Below are 20,213 nucleotides of genomic sequence, written 5' to 3' on the forward strand. Positions count from 1 at the left end.
AATGGCTAATCGTCAAGATGGTCTCGCGGAAGCCCTTGACAGCGAGCAGCGTACGGTCCAGTGGCTGTACGCCAGGCTCGACGCGGCCAGGGAGCGGGCGCAGGCCACGCTGCGCCAGGTGTACGCCGGGGGAGGCGCGATGGGCAGCCGGCAGGCCAGGGTCGAGCGCGAGGTGACCGCCTCCGAGCAGGCGCGCAGGCTGGCCCAGCTCAACGCGGTCGAGCGCGGCCTGTGCTTCGGCCGGATCGACGACTCCGGCGGCCTCAGCACGTACGTCGGCCGGATCGGGCTGCGGGACGAGGACCACGAGTCGGTGCTGATCGACTGGCGGGCCCCGGCGGCTCGCCCGTTCTACGTGGCCACCGCGACCGACCCGGGCGGCCTGGTGCGGCGCCGGCACCTGCACCTGAAGGACCGCACGGTGGTCGGCATCGACGACGAGGTGTTCGACCTGGACGGCATGTCCGACGGCGACCGGCGCACGCTGGTGGGCGAGGCGGCGCTGCTGGCGGCGCTGCGGCGGGGCCGTACCGGCCGGATGGGCGACGTGGTGGCCACGATCCAGATCGAGCAGGACCGGGTGATCAGGGCGGGGTTGCAGGGGGCGCTGGTGGTGCAGGGCGGGCCGGGCACCGGCAAGACCGTCGCGGCGCTGCACCGGGCCGCCTACCTGCTCTACACCCACCGCGACACGCTGGAGCGGCGCGGGGTGCTGGTGGTGGGGCCCAATCCGATGTTCCTGCGCTACATCGGGCAGGTGCTGCCGGCGCTGGGGGAGACGCAGGTGGTGATGGCCACGGTGGGCGAGTTGTTCCCGGGGGTGCGGGCGGTGGCCGCCGATCCGCCGGAGGTCGCGGTGGTCAAGGGCGACCTGCGGATGGCCGAGGTGGTGGCCGCGGCGGTGGCCGACCGTCAGCGGGTGCCGGTGGGGGATCTGGAGGTGGAGCTCGACGGCCTGCGGCTGCGTGTGCCGCACGCGGTGTGCGCGCGGCTGCGCGAGCGGGCGCGGGCGGTGCGCCTGCCCCACAACATGGCGCGCAAGCTGTACGTCACCGAGCTGCTGAAGGAGCTGGCCAGGGCGGAGGCGCGGGCGCTGGAGGAGTCGCTGCACCTGGAGGAGCTGGCGGCCGACGACCCGGAGCTGGCCGAGCCGCTGGACCTGGAGGGCGACCTGGACGAGACGGACATCGCGCTGGCGGCCGGACGGCTGTGGGGCGAGGAGCCGGTGCGGCGGGCGGTGGCGGAGCTGTGGCCGGAGCTGACGCCGCAGGAGCTGGTCGCCGATCTGCTCTCGGCGCCGGACACGTTGTGGTCGGTGTGCCCGCCCGGCCTGGACTGGACGCCGCTGGTACGCCCCCGCGAGTCGCCCTGGACGGTCGGCGACGTGCCGCTGCTGGACGAGGCGGCCGAGCTGCTGGGCCACGACGACTCGGCCGACCGGGTGGCGGCGCGGCGGGCGGGGGAGGAGTGGGCCGAGCAGGAGCTGTACGCGCGCGAGGTGCTGGAGACCACGGGCCTGCTGGAGGGCGGCATCTTCGACCGGGCCGACGTGCTGGCCGAGCGGCAGGCCGACGACGGCACGGGGCTGACGACGGCCGAGCGGGCGGCGGCCGACCGCACGTGGGCGTACGGGCACGTGATCGTGGACGAGGCGCAGGAGCTGTCGCCGATGGCCTGGCGGATGGTGGTGCGGCGGGTTCCGGCGCGGTCGCTGACCGTGGTGGGCGACCTGGCCCAGACGGGGTCGGCGGCGGGGGCGCGGTCGTGGGCCGAGGTGCTCGACCCGTATCTGGAGGGGCGCTGGCGGGAGGAGCGGCTGCTGGTCAACTACCGGACGCCACTGGAGATCATGCGGGTGGCGGCCGACGTGCTGGCGGCGGTGGCGCCGGGGCAGGAGCCGCCGGAGTCGGTGCGCGACGGGGGCGACGAGCCGCGCGCGGTGCGGGTGCCGGTGGCGGAGCTGCCGGCGCTGGTGGCGGCGGAGCTGGCCGAGCTGTCCGGGCCGGGCGAGGGCGGCCGGTTGGGGATCGTCACGTCCGACGGGCTGCACGCGCGGGTGGCGGCGCTGTTCCCGGGGGCGGAGGATCTGGACGCGCCGCTGGTGGTGCTGACGGTGACGCAGGCCAAGGGGCTGGAGTTCGACGGGGTGGTGGTGGTCGACCCGGCCGGGATCCTGGCGCAGTCGCCGATGGGCGGCCACGACCTGTACGTGGCGGTGACGCGGGCGACGCGGCGGCTGACGGTGGCCTACGAGGGCGACCTTCCGGCGATGTTGTCCCGCCTGGCCTGAAAATCTACAATGTAAAGCCGCTGGGTCGGTGAAAATTCACCTCGAACACGCCCAAAAAACCAGCGACTACCGGGAGCGCGCCGCGCGGGTCATTCGTTGTAGAGCTTGTCCGCGACCTCGCGGATGCGGCGGGTGGCGTGGTCGAGGGCGCGCAGGGCCTCGGTGTCCAGGTGGGACATGATGCGCTTGTAGTGTCTGAGGCCGGCGTCGTTGATCTCGGCGATCAGGGTGACGCCGGCGGGGGTGAGCTCGACCCGGCGCACCCGGCGGTCGTTGGGGTCTTCATGCCTGCTGACCAGGCCCTGGGCGACCAGGCGGTCGACGATGCCGGTGACGGTGGCCAGGCTGACGCCGAGGGTGTGGGCGAGGTCCTGGCCCGAGGCGGAGCCGTGCGTGGACAGCTGCATGACGACGTGGAGCTGGCGGATGGTGAGATTGGAGCTGAACAGGGGGGACTGCTGTTGTGTGAACAGTTTTCCCAGGTCTCGCTGTGTCTCGGTGATCCGTCGGATCAGGTCTTCGCGTTCGTCGTCCACGCTCACCTCTCGCTTCCTGAGAAGGTTATCAGGAAAGTCAGGTCACGCTAAATATTCGTATTAGGCAAAGTGTTAGTCTGGGGCGAACTCTTGGAGGGGAGCCTATGACCGCTTTCGCCCGGTTGAGTCTGGTCAACCGCAGTCTTGTGATCTTGGTGGCGGTCGTGATCACCGCGTTCGGCGCGTTCACGATTCCGCAGTTGAAGCAGCAGCTCCTGCCGTCGTTGGCGTTCCCGGGCGCGTTCGTCATCGCGCCCTTCCCCGGCGCCTCGCCGGAGATCGTCGAAGATCAGGTGACGAAGCCGATCGAGGACTCCTTCCAGGGGATTCCCGGCATGGAGCAGATGACCTCCACGTCGAAGGAGGGCCTGGCCCAGATCCAGGTGGCCTTCGAGTACGGCACCGACATCGAGGCGTCGCTGAACAAGATGCAGCAGGCCGTCGCCAGGATCACGCTCCCGCAGGGCGTCGATCCGCAGGTGGTGGCGGGCAACACCGATGACATCCCGGTGCTGGTGCTGGCGGTGGGCGACGGCGGTGACGAGCGGGCGATGGCCGACAAGCTGCGCCGGATCATGGTGCCGGAGTTGCAGAGTGTCGAGGGGGTGCGCGAGGCGGCGGTCACCGGTACCCGCGACGAGGTCGTCACGATCGAGCCGGACATGAAGAAGATGGCGCTGGCCGGGGTGTCGGCGGCGCAGATCCCCGAGGTGCTCAAGGCGAACGGCACGCCGATCCCGGCCGGGTCGCTGACCGCCGACGGCAGGTCGCTGACCGTGCAGGTGGGTTCGCGGGTCGACTCGCTGGAGAAGCTGAAGAACCTCTACCTGACGCCCGCGCAGCCGCAGGTCGCCCAGCCCTCGCAGCCTCAGCAGCCTCAGACGCAGGGCCGCCCGCAGGCCGGGCAGCCGGCGCAGACGGGCCGGACGGCGGTGCCGCAGCAGGCGGTGCGTCCCAAGCCGCTCAAGCCGGTCAAGCTGGGCGAGGTGGCCGAGATCAAGCGTGGCCTGGCCGACGCCTCGACGATCACCCGGACCGACGGTAAGACGAGCCTCGGCGTGTCGGTGACGATGACGCCCGACGGCAACGCGGTGACGATCTCGCGTGAGATCCGCGAGAAGCTGCCGGAGCTGACGCGGTCGCTGGGCGACTCCTCCGACACGCAGGTGTCGGTGGTGTTCGACCAGGCGCCGTACGTGGAGGAGTCGATCGAGAACCTCACCACCGAGGGCCTGCTGGGGCTGGCGTTCGCGGTGCTGGTCATCCTGGTGTTCCTGCTGTCGGTGCGTTCGACGCTGGTGACGGCGGTGTCGATCCCGCTGTCGGTGGTGATCGCGCTGCTCGCGCTGTGGGCGGGTGACTACTCGCTCAACATGCTGACGCTGGGCGCGCTGACGATCGCGGTGGGCCGGGTGGTCGACGACTCGATCGTGGTGCTGGAGAACATCAAGCGCCATCTGGGTTACGGCGAGGCCAAGCTGCAGGCGATCCTGACCGCGGTGCGGGAGGTGTCGGGGGCGGTGACGGCCTCGACGCTGACGACGGTGGCGGTGTTCGCGCCCATCGCGATCGTGGGCGGCATGGTGGGCGAGCTGTTCCGGCCGTTCGCGGTGACGGTGGCGGTGGCGTTGCTGGCCTCGCTGGTGGTGTCGCTGACGGTGGTGCCGGTGCTGGCGTACTGGTTCCTCAAGGCGCCGGCGTTGTCGCCGGAGCAGGCGCGGGCCCAGCGTGAGGAGGCCGAGGCCAAGGAGCTGCGCAGCCCGTTGCAGCGGGCGTACCTGCCGGTGCTGCGGTTCGCCACGCGGTTCAAGCTGGTGACGGTGCTGATCGGGGTGGCGGTGTTCGTCGGGACGATGGGCCTGGCGGGCGGTCTGCGGACGAACTTCCTGGACTCCTCCGGGCAGAACACGATCTCGCTGACGCAGAAGATGCCGGTCGGCACCGATCTGGCCACGACGGACAAGGCCGCCGAGAAGGTGGAGGGCGTGCTGTCGGGGTTGGCCGGTGTGGAGACGTACCAGGTGAACGTGGGCGGCGGCAACGCCATGCAGGGTGGCGTGGGCGGCGGCGCGGACCGGGCGTCGTACTCGGTGACGGTCAAGGACGGCGTCGAGCCGGCGACCGTGGAGCAGCAGCTCCGGGAGAAGATCACGGGCCTGTCCGGGGTCGGTGAGGTCACCGTCGGCGGCGCCGGTGGGGGCGGGTTCTCCTCCGACACGGTGAGCGTGATCGTGCAGGCGCCCGACGCCGAGACGCTGCGCACGGCGACCGACTCGGTCAAGAGCGCGATGGGTCAGGTGAAGGGTCTGCGTGACCTGTCGTCGAACCTGGAGGCCAGCGCGCCGCGCATCGAGGTCGCGGTCGACCGGGAGAAGGCGGCGGCCAAGGGGCTGTCGGAGGCGCAGGTGGGTCAGGCGGTGGCGCAGGCGTTCCGTGGCGCGCCGCTGGGCCAGATCACCCTGGACGGCCGCAGCAGCGACCTGGTGCTGCGCGGTGGTGACGCTCCCGACGACCTCAAGGCGATCGAGGGCCTGAAGCTGCCGACGGCGGCGGGTCTGGTGAAGTTGTCGTCGGTGGCCGAGGTGAAGCAGGTGGCCGGTCCGACGCAGGTGACCAGGATCGACGGTGAGCGTTCCGCGACGGTGTCGGGCAAGGTGGAAGCGGCCGATCTGGGCACCGTGACGCAGGAGCTGACGACGAAGCTGGACTCGGTGGCGCTGGCCGCCGGCGCCCGGTACGAGATCGGCGGCGCGTCGGCGGACCAGGCGGACGCGTTCTCCGATCTGGGCATGGCGATGCTGGCGGCGATCGCGATCGTGTTCATGATCATGGTGGCGACGTTCCGGAGCTTCGTCCAGCCGCTGATCCTGCTGGTGTCGGTGCCGTTCGCGGCGACCGGCGCGGTGGGGCTGCTGGTGGCGACCGACACCGCGTTGGGCGTGCCGGCGTTGATCGGCATGCTGATGCTGATCGGGATCGTGGTGACGAACGCGATCGTGCTGATCGACCTGATCAACCAGTACCGGGAGCAGGGGCTGGGCGTGGTGGAGGCGGTGATCGAGGGCGGCCGGCGCAGGTTGCGGCCGATCCTGATGACGGCGGTGGCCACGATCTGCGCGCTGACGCCGATGGCGCTGGGGGTGACCGGGTCGGGCGGGTTCATCTCGCAGCCGCTGGCGATCGTGGTGATCGGCGGCCTGGTGTCGTCGACGCTTCTGACGCTGGTGCTGGTGCCTACCCTCTATGTTGCTATAACTCGGAAGCGCGATCGAGGACCGCGCCCGACTCATACCGGCCATCGGCTACGTGAGAGTGTCGATGATGCTGGAGGAAAAGATCTCGCCAGCCATCCGGCGTGACGCCATTGAGGCATTAGCCGCCCGGCGGGGCTACTACATCCCGCCGGGCGCATGGCCGGACGGCGGCTGGATCGAAGACCTGGACGTGTCCGGCAGGAGCTTCCAACGGACAATCATGGAGGCCGTCTCCCACGTCGAGTCGGGGTTGGCCAAGGCGATCCTCGTCTGGAAGTACTCGCGTTTCGGCCGGAATCGGACCGGCAATCAGCTCAACCTCGCCAGGGTGGAAACCGCCGGTGGCGAGCTGGTGTCGGCGACCGAAGAGGTGGACGCCAGCACTGCGGTTGGGAAACTGACCCGCGTTCGAGACGACCGATCTGGTGAGCAGTGGGCTGAGGCGTACCACAACCGCCTCGCCCGCGGCCTGCCGCCGTTCGGCGCTCAGTACTTCGGGTACGTGCGCCGAGGCCGGCAGCCTCATCCGCTGGATCCGAAGCGCACGCTGCGAAACCCCGCCGATGGCGAAGAACGCTACGTACCCGACATCGGCTCCGGAGCGGCAGAGGCATTAGCTGGCTGCTACGAGACATATATGGCGGAGCAGAATTTCGCCTACCTGGCCCGCAGGCTCAACCGGGATGGGTACACCACCGAGGGTGGTCTGCCGTGGAGCGCCGAGACTCTTCGCCAGGTCATGGATCAGGGGTTCGCTGCCGGTCTGCTCCGCATCCATGATCCCGAGTGCAGATGTCGCAGAGCGGCCCGCTGCCAGCAGAAGGTGTTCCGGCCCGGGGCGCACCAACCGCTCATCGAGGCTGAGCTGTGGGATCGGTACGTCAAGTTGAGACGCGAAAGTCACGCGCCCCTCGCGCTCGGTGCGCGAGTTCACCGGCTTCATCCGCATGTGCGAGAACCACGAGACGCCGCCATCGGAGATGGCGGGAGTTGTCGGCACGCTGTCTCGCTTCGCTGTCCGCCGCGAGGGGATCGCGCAGCAGCGCGCCATCCAACGCGTGAAGCGCTACGCCGACTAGCTGTGCCAACCGGAAGCCGCGCGGTCCTTGGCCGCGCGGCTTCCGCGTGTCGGCGAGCCCCCACCCCCCGCCAGCCCGCCTGACGGGCGCCTGGAGTTGGTGTCGGGTTTTTGGTTCATGCTGGTGGTGTGTGGGTGGATCTTGTGGGTGCGGCTGCGCGGTGTGGGGTGTCGGTGGGATCGGTTCGGCGGTGGGTGGGGGAGGGGTGGTTTGGGCCGGACGCGGCTGGGCGGGTGACGACGCGGTTGGATACGTCGGGCCGGCGGGTGGTGCGTGTTGATCGGTTGTTGCAGGTGGAGCGTGCGGTGCGGGCGCGGCGCTGCAATCGGGGTGCGCGGCCGGTGGGGAAGAGGGCGCGGTAGGTGCCGATCGTCAGGTGGGTGATGACGAGGGTGAGTGCGATGAGGCCGCCGATGGCGATGATGAGCAGCATGAGCTGGTCGATGGCTTCGCGGGTGGCCTGAACAGCGGAGGGCATGCTGGTCCCTTCCAGGTTCTGGAAGGGACGGCGTTGGCCCTTGGTATTTGGTGCTGCGCCGTCCAGTCTGCCACGTTTCGGGGGGGCAGGTGGGGGTGGTTGCGTTTGTCTCGTGTCTTGGAAGACGCTGCAGGCGAGGGGGTGTTGTGGTGGCGGATGTGCGTGGAGAGCTGTCGGTGCAGCAGGCGGCGGACATGTTGAACGTGTCGCCGGCGTTCGTGGTGACGCTGTTGGAGGAGGGCGTGATCCCTGCGCGGGTGGATGACGGTGAATGGCGGGTGGCGCGGGCGGATGTCGAGGAGTTCCGGCGCCGGGATGATGTGGAGCGGCGTGCTGCTGCAGACGAGCTGGGGCGGCTGGGCCAGGAGTTGGGGTCTTCACCAGCAGCAGCGAGGCTTGCGCGCCCCGCAACGAACCTACGGCGGGTTCGCCCCGTGGAGAGCGATCTAACCCTGTACTAGGCACGCCTGTGTGATGATGCGGATACCAGCTCAGTGCAAGGCCGCCGACTTGGTGGCTGGAGGAGGTGGACCGTGGAAGTTCTGGCGGTACTGCTGTTGATCGGTCTGGTCATCTGGGCGATGGACGGCTCAGGCAGTGGCTCCGGCGGTAGCTCGGTCGGCAGCACCCGCAGCGCCAACAGGTACGCGAGGCGGGTCCAACGGAAGCGCGCGCGGGAGATCGACAACCTTGTGAGGAAGTCCCGCCAGGCCGAGGGGGGCGCCGGATACAGCGGGGGCCGGGGCGGCGAAGGCTTCGGTGGCGATGGGGGCGACGGCGGCGACTGACCGCTCTGCAGCAGCTCAGCAGGTTACCGGTCGGAGCTTTGACCGGTAACGATCTGTCGCTGACCTGCGATTCTCTGTCAGGTCGGGTGAGGCGCTGGGTGTCAGTTCGAGGACCTATCGAGGCGCCGTGGCGAATGTAATGCAGCGGCTCGGTGCTAGGACTCGGTTTCAGACGGCCCTGCTTGCTAAGGAGCGGGGCTTGCTGTGATCAAACACCGTCCGGCCTGCGCACGTATCGAAGCCGGGATCTTGCGGATGGTGCTGTGTGGTCGGGGTGTGTCTTCATGATTCCTCTCGACCCCTCATAATCCACGTTATGGGGGTATAGCATGATCGCTGTTGCATACCCGCGAGAGAGCAACTGATCATGAGCGACCCTCACGGTCTACCCCCACAGGCAGATGCGTTTCTTCGGCCTCCCACTCTTGAAACACCTGCATCTCGCGACGACCTCCATGAGGTTGCCGTCCTGGTAAAACACCAGGACGGCACGCGGGAATGGACCATCGTCTGCGCCTTGCCCATGCGCCAGCCTGCCGAACTCTTGGCCAAGTCACATCTCATGCGCGTCGACGTTCAGGTCGAGGCTGTGCAGATCCGGCACAGGGGAGTGATCGTTGCCGATTACCGCCCCGAAGACTTCTTCGGAGACGCGCCGTGACGGCCGAGCTGGCCCCGCGGCACAGCGGCGAGGTGGCGTTCCCGCCCAAGCTGCTCGGGTACGTCCAGGACCTGTCGAAGGCGTGGCTCCTCAGCTACAACTCCGCGAACACCCGCGCCGCCTACAGGCGCGACATCGAGATGTGGTTCGACTTCCTCACCGAACACGACCTCGACATCGCCGAGGTGCGACGCCCGCACGGCGACGTCTACAAGCGGTGGCTCGACCTGCAAGCCCACAAGCCCCTGCCAGCGAAGACGCTCGCGCGGCGGCTCGCCACCGTGTCGTCCTGGTACCGCTACCTGGTCGAGGAGGAGGCGGCCGACTTCAACCCGTTCGACAGGGTGAAGCGCCCGAAGGTCAACCGGCAGCACTCCGAGACGGTCGGTCTCACCCGCGCCGAAGCCCGCGACGTGCTCCATGCGGCCGACCACGACCACGGCCGGGAACGCCTGCGCACCGCGGCGCTGATCCGGCTGCTCCTGCAGACCGGCATCCGGGAGACCGAGGCCCTGGCCGCCCAGATCGACGACCTCGGGTACGAGCGCGGTCACCGCACTTTGCGCATCGTCGGCAAGGGCGACAAGCCGAAGACGCGCAAGGTCCCGCCGGCGGCGGCGCACGCGATCGACGTGTACCTGGCTGACCGCGCGGGGCGGGCCGGGGTGGCGGTGGCGGAGCTGACCGGCCCGCTGTTCGCGTCCGCCACGGGGCGGCGGCTCGACCGCAAGGACGTGTACGAGCTGGTCCGGCGCGTCGGTCGTCAGGCCGGGATCGAGGGGCTGCACCCGCACAAGCTGCGGCACACGTTCGCGACGCTCGCCGAGGAGGCGGGCGTCAGCGTGAAGAAGATCCAGGAGGCGCTGGATCACGCTCAGTCCTCGACCACGGACATCTACCTGACGTCCGCTCGGCGGCTGGAGGACGATCCATCCGACCTCGTCGCTGCATCGATCGAATAGGCCACGAGGTCGCCCACGACTGTGATCAGTAGTCGTCCTTCCGACATGCTGATCCAGCGTTGTTCCAGCAGGTGGTCTGCTACACGGCGTAGCCGTGTGCCCAGGCGGGCCTAACGGGCTATCGGAGCCGTCCTATCGCAACGCCGACGATGAGGGCAGCTCCTGCTACCGCAGCGGCACGCCAGTGCCTCTTGCCCGGTGCGGCTTGTGGAAGGGTTATGGGTACTGCTGGTACCCGAGTAGCGTTCGCCAGCTCTTCGTCCAGTATCCGGGAGAAAGCGCGGGTGCGGACGTTTCGCCGGTCGGCTCTGTACCCGTCGCTGTTCTCCACCCAGTGTCTCCGACCTGCCTCACCTGCGAAGAGACCTGAAGCAAGCCGATGGATTTCCGAGTCATCCATCAGCCCGAAGTTGTGCATCGAGCGCCACTGCTCAAGCCAGAGGTTGACGAGGATGCGAAGCCGAAGGGGGAGGTCGTCTTCTGGGCCGTGCCACGGGACTCCCTCAAACTGCACGAGCTTCGGGTCATCGATGACAAGCTTCGCAAGTTCCAGTTGCGTGAGACGCCAGGTCTGCTCGCTGGCGATGCGGACGCTTCGGGCTTGGACGAGCGTCGAGATCATGACGCCTACCAGCGACAATGCAGTGAGTAGCGCAGCGACGGCCCCGTACGCCTGCCCGATGTTGCTGAGAAGCGCCCAGTCTAGTCCCGGGATGGATTCTGCAAGGAGCTGTGCGGCCAGAGGTGACAGAAGCAGCAGTGTTCCTCCGAGGAGTGCCCCTGCCAGGACAGAAAGAGTGAGCGTCGTTCGCCGAGTCTTACGGGTCATGGCTGTGTCCCCTTCGCTGAACCTAGTCTCCTGATGTTCTCTCTCGGGTGGTGTGCCTGTTGCGACCTCCGCGGAGCGGGCGTCAGAGGAGGACGGGCGGCACGACGGGCCCGGATTGGCGTAACTTGTCCCGGACGTCAGTGGCCGGGACAAGCCCTGCCCGCGCGTGCATGGAGGCGCCAGTGAGCCGTCTGTACTGGCACACCCCGACCCGGACCGCCGAACTGCTGGGGGCGGAGTACGCGTGGCTGCACAACCTGGCCGGACAGCCTGCCGAAGCGGCGTGGGCATTGGACCGGGCCGGCTCGCTGGACCGGGTACAGCTGATCCTCGGCTGGGCGAGAGCGGCCGACGGTGACGGCACGACCGACCTGCGCAAGCTGCTGACCGAGGCGAAGACTCACCCGCACGACGCCGCCCTGCGGCACCGCCTGGTGCAGACGCTACAGGTCCGGATGCGCCTGTCCGGGCTGGACCTGGATGTGGCCGGGGTCCGGTTGAACACCGGCAACGTGGACCTGAACACGGCGCTGGCCGTCGGCAGTGACCCGATGCGGCTCGCGGCGAAGATCGCCGCGTGGGGTTCGCAGCACGCCTTCATCGAGGGTCCGGACCGGGCATGGGCGGCCGACATCGTCGACCAGGGCTTGGCGGCCGGGCCGTTCCGGAAGCAGCTCACCTCCCAGGCCGTGCCGCACGGGCCGAAGCGGACGGTCGAGCTGGGCTGGGGGGACGTGCTGGCCCTGCTGCGGGAGCGCGATGACGAGCCGGTGGTGTTGTCGTACTCGGCGGGCGAGTCGTTCCCGAACGCGACGATCGCGGGCTGGGAACCTCCGCTCGACGAGGACGACGAGCCGGTGTGGGACGGCTGGTACGAACTGCCGGCGGCAGAGAAGTGGACGCGCGCGATGGCGGGCCTGCGGGAACGCCGGTGGTGGGCGCGGCTCGCGCCGGACACCCTGGCCGAGGTGACGTTCAGTCTGCCGGTGACGGTGTACGACCTGCTCGCCGACGACCGGGAGGACCGGGTACATCGCGCCGCCACGGCGTGAGGCGACGCCCGCATGCGAGTGGCCCCGCACCCTGAGATGCGGGGCCGCCTCGATCGAATCACGAGAACGGGGTGCGGCAGGACCCGGATGACCCGGGTGCGGCATACTGCCACACCGTGATGCGGTCCCGGCTGTTGAGCGACACCTGATCTGGTCATTCCATCATGGCGTGACCTCGTACTGGTCCATCTGCTGTGCTAGCCGCAGGTCCCGAAATCCTGCACATAGGTGATGGCGGGGTAGAAGTCGGCGGGGGCACTCGGGTCCGCGCTTCCGGCCGCCGTGCCGATGGCCATCTGCTTGAACTCCGGGCGTAGCATGTTCTCCAGGTGGGGCGGACTGTGCTTCCAGGCTTCGAAGGCCGCCCTAGGTGTTACTTTTTCGGCTCCCCACCCCGTATAGGTGTTCTCACCGACCGACCATGTCGGACAGGAGCTCCCGTATTTGTTGTTCTTTGCCCGCTGTACGGGGTCGGTTTGCGACACAGGGTCGTAGTGGGAGTCGCAGCGGCTGGGGTCCAGCGGATAGGGCTTGCAGCCGGGAACCTGTTCCACCGTTCCCCACCACCGCTGTTGTGCCGCAGCTCTGGCATGGTCGGCCGCAGCCCCGTTAATTCCCCTGACTTTCGCGGACAGGAGAAGCACACGGTTCACCGGCGGCCTTTGGTACTGCGCCCGGAGTTCGTTCACCAGGCAGAACAGCGACAGTTCGATGTCTGTGAACTGCCTGCGGTACCAAACGTTGCCTGCGTTCGTGTCGGGATACGCCGACCTCGGCTTGAAGACGAGGTAGGCATTGTCGCAGGCCCTGCCGAACTTAGTTGCCGCGGTTTCGGCTGTGACCTGTGGTGGAGTAGCCGCGGCCAGGGCCAAAAGCAGCGCGCCTGATGCGGCAAAGACGGGTGACACGTGCATCGTGTGACGCATGTGCGCTCCCCTCTCGTTGGTTCCTGCAGCTGCTATTGCCTCAGCGGGAGCACACAAAACGGGGCATTTCGGGCAAGACGGGTAAAGGCTGTTCGCGAACCTTCGCGTCAAGGGCGACCAGCCCGGCACCTGGCACTGGCTGCCCTGCGCCTGACACCTGGTTCAAGGCCCTGGCCGACGCCACTCGCATCCAGATCGTGTCGCTGCTGGCCCGGCGGCGCGCGCCGATGAGCGTGGGCGAGATCGTGGCCGCGTCCGGGGTGGGGCAGTCCACGGTGTCGCACCACCTGAAGATCCTGGCCGAGGTGCGGTTCGTGCTGGTGGAGCGGCAGGGCACCTCCAGCCTGTACCGGATCAACGAGAACTGCGTGAGCTGTTTCCCGACCGCCGCGGACGTGGTCATGGGCAAGCCCGTGCCGGCCGCGCCCACCTGCGAGTGAAGGAGCTTCGCCATGGCGCACGACGAGATCATCGACCGCTACTCGGCCCTGGCCTGTGCCGCGGACGCCGGGCGGACGGTCGCCGACTGCCGGCAGGAGGCGTTCGAGCAGGGCGGCTTCGGTCCGGCGGGCTACGGCGACCTGACCGTGCTGCCCGAGGGGGCGGTGCGGGCCAGCCTGGGATGTGGCAACCCGGTCGCCGTCGCCGAGCTGCGTGCCGGTGAGACGGTGCTCGATCTCGGGTCCGGTGGCGGCATCGACGTGCTGCTGTCGGCCCGCCGGGTCGGCCCGCACGGCACCGTCTTCGGTCTGGACGCCAGCTCTGCCATGGTGGACCTGGCCCAGCGCAACGCCGGACAGGCGGGCGCGTCCAACGTGCGCTTCCTGCACGGCACGATCGAAGCGATCCCGCTGCCCGGCCACACGGTCGACGTGGTCATCTCCAACTGTGTGATCAACCTGTCCGATGACAAGGCGGCGGTGCTGGCCGAGGCGTTCCGGGTGCTGCGACCGGGTGGCCGGTTCGGCGTCAGTGACGTCGTCACCGCACGGGTGCTGGACGAGCAGGCGCGTCAGCGGGCCGAGCAGCGCATCGGCTGCGCGGCCGGGTCGCTCACCGTGCATGAGTACCGGGACCTGCTGATCGAGGCCGGCTTCGTCCAGATCGCCATCACGCTGACCGCCGATCACGGCGACGGGGTGCACTCGGCCATCGTCCGGGCCGTCAAGCCTGCCATCGGGCCTGGCCTGGAGATCCGGCCGATGCGCGACAGCGACGCCGAACAGGTGCTGGCCATCTATCAGGCCGGGCTGGACACCGGCCAGGCCAGCTTCGAGACCACCGCGCCCAGCTGGGAGGGGTTCACCGCGAGCCGGCTGTCGCACCTGCGGTACGTGGCGGTGGATACCGACTCTGGCGAGGTGCTCGGCTGGGTGGCCGCCTCGGCGGTCTCGTCCCGTCCGGTGTATGCGGGTGTGGTCGAGCACAGCATCTACGTCCACCCCGGATGCCAGGCCCACGGCATCGGCCGGGCGCTGCTGGCGGCGTTCATCGCCGCCGCCGAGGACGTCGGCGTCTGGACGATCCAGTCCGGCGTCTTCGCCGAGAACGCCGCCAGCCTGAGCCTGCACCAGGCGCTCGGCTTCCGCGTCGTGGGCACCCGCGAGCGCGTCGGCCGCCACCACGGAGTGTGGCGTGACGTGCTGATGATCGAACGCCGCAGCACTCTGGTCGGCGCCTGAGAGCCCGCAAGGGCTCGCAAGGACTCGCTGTTGGCCCGGCGTTCACCCTCACGACATCGACGGCTGCCAATATCGACGTACATCGAAATCGACAGCCGTCGATATGAGCGACGCCGCCGGAGCCCTTCATGGACAGCACCTACCGTCACGCCGGTCTGACCATCGATCAGCAGCACGCCCTGCTCACCGCAGCCCGCACCCTCGCCGAGGAGTTCACCGGCACCTTCGGCACCGAGACCATCGAGCGGTTCCTGCACACCAGCTACGACCAGTTCGCCGGCCGCGCCGTCATCGCCAACTACCTGCCACTGCTGGCCGAGCGGTTCGCCCGCCAGCAGCTGCGCGCGCTGGCCCGCGTCGAGGGCAAGGACGACGCCGGCGTGCCGATCGTGCTGTTCCTGTGCGTGCACAACGCCGGCCGCTCGCAGATGGCGCTCGGCTTCTTCACCCACCTGGCCGGGCAGCGCGCGCTCGGCTGGTCCGGCGGCACCGAGCCCGGCGAGCTGATCAATGCGGCCGTCGTGGAGGTGATGCACGAGCGCGGCATCGACATCACCGGCGAGTTCCCCAAGCCGTGGACGAGCGAGATCGTCCAGGCCGCCGACGTGGTGGTCACCATGGGCTGCGGCGACGCCTGCCCGGTCTACCCGAGCAAGCGCTACCTGAACTGGGACCTGGACGACCCCGACGGCAAGGCGGTCGAGCAGATCCGCCCCATCCGCGACGACATCGAGCGCCGGGTCCGCACCCTGCTGGCCGACCTGGAGATCCCCGCCCTCTGATGCCTGCCGCCCTCGCGTGCGGAGCACACATCGGCAGATGTCAATATAGACAGGTACCTATTTCGATGAATGTCTATACGGAAGGGTAGTGGATGGAACTGCTGGAGATCCTGGAGTGCAGCCCGCCGCTGGCCCGCGAGCCGCTGGACGCCGAGCAGGCGGCCGGGGTGGCGCGGGTGTTCAAGGCGCTGGGCGATCCGGTGCGTCTGCGCATCCTGTCGATCGTGGCCAGCCGCGCCGGCGGTGAGGTGTGCGTGTGCGACATCACCGGCGCGTTCGAGCTGTCCCAGCCGACCATCAGCCACCACCTGAAGGTGCTCAAGGAGGTCGGGCTGCTGACCTCGGAGCGGCGTGCCTCCTGGGTGTACTACCGGCTGGTGCCCGAGACGCTGGGTGAGCTGTCGGCCCTGCTCGACGTGCCCGCCACCGTCTGAGGAGCAAGCCTGATGTCCTCTTCCCCCACTCCGGCGTCATCGGCGCCAGCGGCCGCCGCGCCCGCGCAGGGTGTCATCGCCGGCCTGTCCACGCTCGACCGGTTCCTGCCTGTGTGGATCATCGCGGCCATGGCCGCCGGGCTGCTGCTCGGACGGCTCGTGCCGGGGCTGAACACCGCGCTGGAAGCGGTGAAGGTCGGCGAGATCTCGCTGCCGATCGCCCTCGGGCTGCTGCTGATGATGTACCCGGTGCTGGCCAAGGTCCGCTACGACCGCCTGGGCACCGTCACCGGCGACCGCCGCCTGCTGCTGACCTCCCTGGTCCTGAACTGGCTGCTCGGCCCGGCCGTCATGTTCGCGCTGGCCTGGACCTTCCTGCCCGACCTGCCCGAGTACCGCACCGGCCTGATCATCGTCGGGCTCGCCCGGTGCATCGCCATGGTCCTCATCTGGAACGACCTGGCCTGCGGCGACCGCGAGGCCGCCGCCGTCCTGGTGGCACTCAACTCGGTCTTCCAGGTGGTCGCCTTCGGCGCACTGGGCTGGTTCTACCTGCAGGTGCTGCCCAGCTGGCTCGGCCTCGCTCAGTCCGCGCTGGAGGTCTCGGCCTTCGACATCGCCCAGTACGTGCTCATCTTCCTCGGCATCCCACTGGTCGCCGGCTACGCCTCCCGCAAGCTCGGCGAACGCGCCCGCGGCCGGGACTGGTACGAAAGCCGCTTCCTGCCACGCGTCGGCCCGCTGGCCCTGTACGGGCTGCTGTTCACCATCGTCATCCTGTTCGCCCTGCAAGGCGACACGATCACCTCCCGGCCCGGCGACGTCGCCCGGATCGCGCTGCCGCTGCTGGCCTACTTCGCCCTCATGTGGGGCGGGTCGTTCCTGGCCGGCAAGCTGATCGGCCTGGGCTACGAGCGCTCGACCACGCTGGCCTTCACCGCCGCCGGGAACAACTTCGAGCTGGCCATCGCCGTGGCGGTCGGCGTCTTCGGCGTCACCTCCGGCCAGGCCCTGGCCGGCGTGGTCGGCCCGCTCATCGAGGTGCCCGTCCTGGTCGCCCTGGTCTACGTCAGCCTGGCCGGCCGCCGCCTGTTCCGCCCCACCGCCGAGGAGCCCGCCCGTGCCTGAGCACGCCCCCGAGAGCATCACCGGTAAGCCGTCAGTCCTGTTCGTCTGCGTGCACAACGCCGGACGCTCCCAGATGGCCGCAGGATGGCTCACCCACCTCGCAGGCGACCGCGTCGAGGTCCGCTCGGCCGGCTCCGCGCCCGCCGACCAGGTCGCCCCGGTCGCTGCGGAGGCCATGGCCGAGGTCGGCATCGACATCACCACCGCCCGTCCCAAGGTCCTGTCCGTCGACGCAGTCCAAGCCTCCGACGTGGTCATCACGATGGGCTGCGGGGACGCCTGCCCGATCTTCCCCGGCAAGCGGTATGAGGACTGGCAGCTCGACGACCCGGCTGGGCAGGGCATCGACGCCGTCCGAGCCATCCGGGACGACATCCGCCTACGAGTGGAGAAGCTGCTCAGCGAGTTGCTGCCAAGCTGAGCAGCCGAGATGAACGACGGTGGTGGCCGCTCTCGCCGAGAGAGGGTGGCCACTGCCCGCTTCAGGCCGGTACGGACGGCAATCGGCTGGCTACTGTGTCGGGATGCAGATCCGTAGCCAGGTCCTCAGACTGATGGCCACCCCGCGCGCTGACACCCGCTTCCACGACGCCTACCTGCCCCAGGCCATCCGGGCAGCCACCGGCTGCCAGCCACCGCAACGAGGCCGGCCACCCGCGCGGGCAAGCCGTCGATGAGGACACGGCCTACACCCACCTGCAACTGGCCGCCCGCTATCTGGGCAAGATGACCGCCCTGGCTGAGCACTTCACCCAGCAAGCCGCCGCCCGATCATCGGCCGGCGGCACCTGAGCACCACAACCTCCGCCTGGGTAGGCCATCGGGAGCTGATCAGACCGAGGCCTGGACGGCCAGCAGTCCGACCGAGGCGACCAGCAGTCGCGCGGCCGCCACGAGGGTGTCTGCCTCGACGCGGTCGGGGGTTTCGGCGGGGGTCTGGTAGCCAGGCATGCCCATGCCGATGCCGATCGCGGCCAGCCCGGCGGCGGCGTAGCGGCGATTGTCAGACGCCATCGCGCCCGCTCGCAGCGGCACGCCGGCCAGGCGGGCTGCCTGATCGAGAGCGGCCAGCAGGGCGTGGGCGGGACCGCCGGCCTCGACGGAGGCGGCCTGATGCAGGTGTGCGGCGCCGTCGAGGTTGATCACCAGCGTGTCGGGCGGCAGGGCGGGCGCGTGGTGGGCCGATCCCCATGCCCCGCTCTCCTCGGCGTCCAGGAAGGCCACCGACAGCTCGGCCTGGATGGCCGGGTCTGCTGTCAGGACGCGGGCGGCCTCCAGGACGGCGGCCACGCCGGAGGCGTTGTCGGCGGCTGCGGGCATGCGCTGGTCGGGGTCATCGCCGACGCCGTCGTAGTGCGCGGTCAGCAGTACCCGCGGCCCGGTCCCCGCGCCCCTGGCGTGGGAGAAGGCAGGGAAGCGGGCGTGGACGTTGTGGCCGTCCGTGGAGATCTGCCGGAGCGGCATCGACCCGGTCACCTGCACCGGGCCGACGGCCAGGGCGTCGGCCAGACGGGCGTGCAGGTCGATGCGCAGGGCGATGATCGGGACGGCGCGGGGAGCCGGTCCGGCGATCATCTTGGGCATCCACCCCTCGGCGTCGGTGCCGCGCGCGGTCAGCACTCCGGCCGCGCCGTGGGCCTCGGCTCGTTCGCACGCCCGCGCCCAGTCTCCGGCCTCGGCCAGCACCCATCGGCCGCGCAGGTCGGCCTCGGAGGCGGCGGCCAGCGGCGCGGTGTGCGGGTCCGGCAACTCAGCCGAGGCGAGGTGCTCGACGAAGTCCCGGCGATGCTCCAGGCGCAGCGCCTGGCCGCCTGCGCTCCATTCGAGCACCGGGGGGGCATACAGCTCCCGCACGTCGGCGACGGGGAAGGAGTCGAGTTCGACCTCGGCGCCCAGCTCGCGCAGCCGCTCGGCGAGCCAGTCGGCGGCGGCGTGGCCCCCGGGTGTGCCCACGCGCCGCCCGGCGTAGTGATCGCGGGCCAGCTCGTGCACCGTGGCCTGCATCCGCGCCGCCGACACCCGCTCCACGACGGCGGCCAGGCCGGGCGCCTGAGGGAGGTCCGGCATGGTGGAGGTCATCCGCAGCAGCCGGTGGAGGCTGCCTCTACGGCCGGGATGGCGGCCGACGCCGGCGCCTGACCGCAGCAGCCCGCCTGGGCGGCCTGCTGCGCGGCGGACGTGCTGCCGCAGCAGGCGGTGGCGGCTGCATCTGCCTGCTGGGCCGTGTCACTGGCCACGGAGGGGGAGGCAGGAGCTCCGCAGCAGCCGCCGGCGGCGGGCGGGACGAAGGCCTCTGCCAGGTCGCCGATGAAGCCGCCGCTGGTCTGGTTCGTCGTCATGGGGGTTGCCCTTCTGCCTGTGTGAGGTCGAGACCATCAACACTTAGATGTATGTCGAATCAGGAGCCACGATCTCACGCTGCTTAGATGTACGTCAAGATAGACGAAGGTCGAATCAACGGTGAATGACACCGAAGTGCGTGCGCCTAAGCTGGGCGATGACCTCTGCGGCCAGTTGCCGGGCGGTGCGGCCGGCGCCGATGAGGGTGGCCGAGGCGGGGCCGGTCCAGTCGCCGTAGCCGAGCAGGTGCAGCGGCCCTTGCCGTCCTGCTCTCGTACCGTTCCGGTGGCCAGCAGTTCCTCGCCGAGCAGCGTGTTGCCGAGGGTGGACTTGCCCGCGCCCGAGGGGCCGAGCAGCACGGTGGTGCCGTGCATCATCGCGGCCAGTACGTCGATGTTGTGACCAGTGGCGACGCTGGTGACCAGGATGTCCACACCGGGTGCCAGCGCGCCGGCCTCGGCTTGGACACCCTCGGGATCGGCGGCCAGGTCCGCCTTGGTCAAGACGATCAACGGCTGTGCTCCGCTCTCCCAGGCCAGGGCGAGCAGCCGTTCTAGTTTGGCCGCGTCCAGGGGCGTGGCCAGGGACAGGGCGATGACGACCGTGTCGACGCCGGATGCGGCGCAGGCCGTCGCCGCCCAAGCACGAGCCAGGGTCCTCACCCCCACCTCCTGACAGGATCGCCCCGGCGCCGACCTCATGCGGCGCCGGGGTGATCCTTCGTCAGGTCGTGGATCAGGGGTTCGCCGCGGGTCTGCTCCGCGTCCAGGATCCCGAGTGCAGATGTCGCAGAGCGGCCCGCCGGCGGCGGAAGGCGTTCCGGCCCGGGGCGCGTTCCGTGTCCCTCGGGGCCGTGCAAACCGCTCTGTCAACAGGGCGCCTGAGAAGATCGAGCAGGCCGCCCGCCGCATCGTCTACAGGCCCAGGCGGCCCGGCACGCCGTGCACGCCCGCCACCACAGAGGTAAACGTGAATGCCGTGCCCCGGACGTT

20 protein-coding genes and 1 pseudogene are annotated in these 20,213 nt (G+C 69.6%); 14 read left to right on the top strand and 7 right to left on the bottom strand.

The window, feature by feature from the left end; genetic code table 11:
- Position 1: 1 nt before the first annotated feature.
- Positions 2 to 2,290, top strand: a complete 2,289-nt coding sequence (locus tag AB0J97_RS15115; RefSeq protein ID WP_364088514.1) for an ATP-binding domain-containing protein — start codon at positions 2 to 4, stop codon at positions 2,288 to 2,290.
- An 89-nt stretch (positions 2,291 to 2,379) separates the two neighbouring features.
- Here the strand turns inward: AB0J97_RS15115 and AB0J97_RS15120 are convergent, their stop codons facing one another.
- A complete protein-coding gene (locus tag AB0J97_RS15120) occupies positions 2,380 to 2,832 on the bottom strand; it encodes a MarR family transcriptional regulator (protein ID WP_357709741.1) in 453 nt (150 codons plus the stop codon).
- A 98-nt stretch (positions 2,833 to 2,930) separates the two neighbouring features.
- Between AB0J97_RS15120 and AB0J97_RS15125 the strand changes: the two genes are divergently transcribed.
- Both AB0J97_RS15125 and AB0J97_RS15130 read left to right on the top strand, forming a co-directional pair.
- Positions 2,931 to 6,185, top strand: a complete 3,255-nt coding sequence (locus AB0J97_RS15125; RefSeq protein ID WP_364088516.1) for an efflux RND transporter permease subunit — start codon at positions 2,931 to 2,933, stop codon at positions 6,183 to 6,185.
- On the top strand, positions 6,145 to 7,242 hold the full coding sequence (locus AB0J97_RS15130) for a recombinase family protein (protein WP_364088808.1): 1,098 nt from the start codon (positions 6,145 to 6,147) through the stop codon (positions 7,240 to 7,242). The genes AB0J97_RS15125 and AB0J97_RS15130 overlap by 41 nt, the downstream gene beginning before the upstream one ends.
- Before the next feature lie 32 nt (positions 7,243 to 7,274).
- On the opposite strand, the gene AB0J97_RS15135 is transcribed toward AB0J97_RS15130, so the two are convergent.
- Complete coding sequence (locus AB0J97_RS15135) at positions 7,275 to 7,637, bottom strand: hypothetical protein (RefSeq protein ID WP_364088518.1); 363 nt, start codon at positions 7,635 to 7,637, stop codon at positions 7,275 to 7,277.
- A 149-nt stretch (positions 7,638 to 7,786) separates the two neighbouring features.
- On the opposite strand from AB0J97_RS15135, the gene AB0J97_RS15140 reads away from it, so the two are divergent.
- The 4 genes from AB0J97_RS15140 (at position 7,787) to AB0J97_RS15155 (ending at position 10,048) form a co-directional block, all read left to right on the top strand.
- On the top strand, positions 7,787 to 8,098 hold the full coding sequence (locus AB0J97_RS15140) for a helix-turn-helix domain-containing protein (protein ID WP_364088521.1): 312 nt from the start codon (positions 7,787 to 7,789) through the stop codon (positions 8,096 to 8,098).
- 72 nt (positions 8,099 to 8,170) lie between these two features.
- On the top strand, positions 8,171 to 8,425 hold the full coding sequence (locus AB0J97_RS15145) for a hypothetical protein (RefSeq protein WP_364088523.1): 255 nt from the start codon (positions 8,171 to 8,173) through the stop codon (positions 8,423 to 8,425).
- A 367-nt stretch (positions 8,426 to 8,792) separates the two neighbouring features.
- Positions 8,793 to 9,086: a hypothetical protein gene (locus AB0J97_RS15150; protein WP_364088525.1), complete on the top strand. Its 294-nt coding sequence runs from the start codon at positions 8,793 to 8,795 to the stop codon at positions 9,084 to 9,086.
- Positions 9,083 to 10,048: a tyrosine-type recombinase/integrase gene (locus tag AB0J97_RS15155; RefSeq protein ID WP_364088527.1), complete on the top strand. Its 966-nt coding sequence runs from the start codon at positions 9,083 to 9,085 to the stop codon at positions 10,046 to 10,048. Before AB0J97_RS15150 ends, AB0J97_RS15155 begins: the two co-directional genes overlap by 4 nt.
- Positions 10,049 to 10,166: 118 nt before the next feature.
- On the opposite strand, the gene AB0J97_RS15160 is transcribed toward AB0J97_RS15155, so the two are convergent.
- A complete protein-coding gene (locus AB0J97_RS15160) occupies positions 10,167 to 10,877 on the bottom strand; it encodes a DUF6082 family protein (RefSeq protein WP_364088529.1) in 711 nt (236 codons plus the stop codon).
- Positions 10,878 to 11,059: 182 nt separating this feature from the next.
- Here AB0J97_RS15160 and AB0J97_RS15165 point away from each other — a divergent pair, with 182 nt between their 5' ends.
- Entirely contained in the window at positions 11,060 to 11,929 is an 870-nt protein-coding gene (locus AB0J97_RS15165; protein ID WP_364088531.1) for a hypothetical protein, read from the top strand.
- A gap of 197 nt (positions 11,930 to 12,126) precedes the next feature.
- Here AB0J97_RS15165 and AB0J97_RS15170 read toward each other — a convergent pair whose 3' ends face one another.
- Positions 12,127 to 12,855 carry a CAP domain-containing protein gene (locus tag AB0J97_RS15170; RefSeq protein ID WP_364088533.1) on the bottom strand — a complete coding sequence of 243 codons (729 nt, stop codon included), beginning with the start codon at positions 12,853 to 12,855 and terminating at the stop codon, positions 12,127 to 12,129.
- Here AB0J97_RS15170 and AB0J97_RS15175 point away from each other — a divergent pair.
- From AB0J97_RS15175 to AB0J97_RS15200, 6 genes are all read left to right on the top strand, one after another.
- Positions 12,816 to 13,295, top strand: a complete 480-nt coding sequence (locus AB0J97_RS15175; protein ID WP_364088536.1) for a metalloregulator ArsR/SmtB family transcription factor — start codon at positions 12,816 to 12,818, stop codon at positions 13,293 to 13,295. The genes AB0J97_RS15170 and AB0J97_RS15175 overlap by 40 nt on opposite strands.
- Before the next feature lie 12 nt (positions 13,296 to 13,307).
- Positions 13,308 to 14,537, top strand: coding sequence for a GNAT family N-acetyltransferase (locus AB0J97_RS15180; RefSeq protein WP_364088538.1), 1,230 nt, complete (start codon positions 13,308 to 13,310; stop codon positions 14,535 to 14,537).
- A gap of 128 nt (positions 14,538 to 14,665) precedes the next feature.
- Positions 14,666 to 15,319, top strand: a complete 654-nt coding sequence (locus tag AB0J97_RS15185) for an arsenate reductase ArsC (protein WP_364088540.1) — start codon at positions 14,666 to 14,668, stop codon at positions 15,317 to 15,319.
- A gap of 92 nt (positions 15,320 to 15,411) precedes the next feature.
- Positions 15,412 to 15,753, top strand: coding sequence for a metalloregulator ArsR/SmtB family transcription factor (locus AB0J97_RS15190; RefSeq protein ID WP_357997322.1), 342 nt, complete (start codon positions 15,412 to 15,414; stop codon positions 15,751 to 15,753).
- Positions 15,754 to 15,765: 12 nt separating this feature from the next.
- Positions 15,766 to 16,881 carry an ACR3 family arsenite efflux transporter gene (gene arsB, locus AB0J97_RS15195; RefSeq protein WP_364088543.1) on the top strand — a complete coding sequence of 372 codons (1,116 nt, stop codon included), beginning with the start codon at positions 15,766 to 15,768 and terminating at the stop codon, positions 16,879 to 16,881.
- A 16-nt stretch (positions 16,882 to 16,897) separates the two neighbouring features.
- On the top strand, positions 16,898 to 17,302 hold the full coding sequence (locus tag AB0J97_RS15200) for an arsenate reductase ArsC (RefSeq protein WP_364088811.1): 405 nt from the start codon (positions 16,898 to 16,900) through the stop codon (positions 17,300 to 17,302).
- A gap of 410 nt (positions 17,303 to 17,712) precedes the next feature.
- On the opposite strand, the gene AB0J97_RS15205 is transcribed toward AB0J97_RS15200, so the two are convergent.
- From AB0J97_RS15205 to rsgA, 3 genes and pseudogenes are all read right to left on the bottom strand, one after another.
- The gene (locus AB0J97_RS15205; protein ID WP_364088545.1) at positions 17,713 to 18,948 is read right to left on the bottom strand and encodes a M28 family peptidase; all 1,236 of its coding nucleotides are present in this window, start codon (positions 18,946 to 18,948) and stop codon (positions 17,713 to 17,715) included.
- An 8-nt stretch (positions 18,949 to 18,956) separates the two neighbouring features.
- Positions 18,957 to 19,220, bottom strand: coding sequence for a hypothetical protein (locus AB0J97_RS15210; RefSeq protein ID WP_364088547.1), 264 nt, complete (start codon positions 19,218 to 19,220; stop codon positions 18,957 to 18,959).
- A 294-nt stretch (positions 19,221 to 19,514) separates the two neighbouring features.
- A pseudogene (gene rsgA, locus AB0J97_RS15215) lies at positions 19,515 to 20,132 on the bottom strand (GTPase RsgA); the annotation flags it as partial.
- Positions 20,133 to 20,213 lie beyond the last annotated feature (81 nt).

It is taken from the genome of Nonomuraea sp. NPDC049607 (genome assembly GCF_040675375.1).
Classification (GTDB): Bacteria; Actinomycetota; Actinomycetes; order Streptosporangiales; family Streptosporangiaceae; genus Nonomuraea.

Excerpts from the sequence above, each read along its gene's own strand:
- AB0J97_RS15115 (WP_364088514.1), top strand. The coding sequence starts at position 2 with ATGGCTAATCGTCAAGATGGTCTCGCGGAAGCCCTTGACAGCGAGCAG.
- AB0J97_RS15125 (WP_364088516.1), top strand. The coding sequence starts at position 2,931 with ATGACCGCTTTCGCCCGGTTGAGTCTGGTCAACCGCAGTCTTGTGATC.
- AB0J97_RS15130 (WP_364088808.1), top strand. The coding sequence starts at position 6,145 with ATGATGCTGGAGGAAAAGATCTCGCCAGCCATCCGGCGTGACGCCATT.
- AB0J97_RS15135 (WP_364088518.1), bottom strand. The coding sequence starts at position 7,637 with ATGCCCTCCGCTGTTCAGGCCACCCGCGAAGCCATCGACCAGCTCATG.
- AB0J97_RS15150 (WP_364088525.1), top strand. The coding sequence starts at position 8,793 with ATGAGCGACCCTCACGGTCTACCCCCACAGGCAGATGCGTTTCTTCGG.
- AB0J97_RS15160 (WP_364088529.1), bottom strand. The coding sequence starts at position 10,877 with ATGACCCGTAAGACTCGGCGAACGACGCTCACTCTTTCTGTCCTGGCA.
- AB0J97_RS15175 (WP_364088536.1), top strand. The coding sequence starts at position 12,816 with ATGCGGCAAAGACGGGTGACACGTGCATCGTGTGACGCATGTGCGCTC.
- AB0J97_RS15170 (WP_364088533.1), bottom strand. The coding sequence starts at position 12,855 with ATGCGTCACACGATGCACGTGTCACCCGTCTTTGCCGCATCAGGCGCG.
- AB0J97_RS15180 (WP_364088538.1), top strand. The coding sequence starts at position 13,308 with ATGGCGCACGACGAGATCATCGACCGCTACTCGGCCCTGGCCTGTGCC.
- AB0J97_RS15185 (WP_364088540.1), top strand. The coding sequence starts at position 14,666 with ATGGACAGCACCTACCGTCACGCCGGTCTGACCATCGATCAGCAGCAC.
- AB0J97_RS15190 (WP_357997322.1), top strand. The coding sequence starts at position 15,412 with ATGGAACTGCTGGAGATCCTGGAGTGCAGCCCGCCGCTGGCCCGCGAG.
- arsB (WP_364088543.1), top strand. The coding sequence starts at position 15,766 with ATGTCCTCTTCCCCCACTCCGGCGTCATCGGCGCCAGCGGCCGCCGCG.
- AB0J97_RS15205 (WP_364088545.1), bottom strand. The coding sequence starts at position 18,948 with ATGCCGGACCTCCCTCAGGCGCCCGGCCTGGCCGCCGTCGTGGAGCGG.
- AB0J97_RS15210 (WP_364088547.1), bottom strand. The coding sequence starts at position 19,220 with ATGACGACGAACCAGACCAGCGGCGGCTTCATCGGCGACCTGGCAGAG.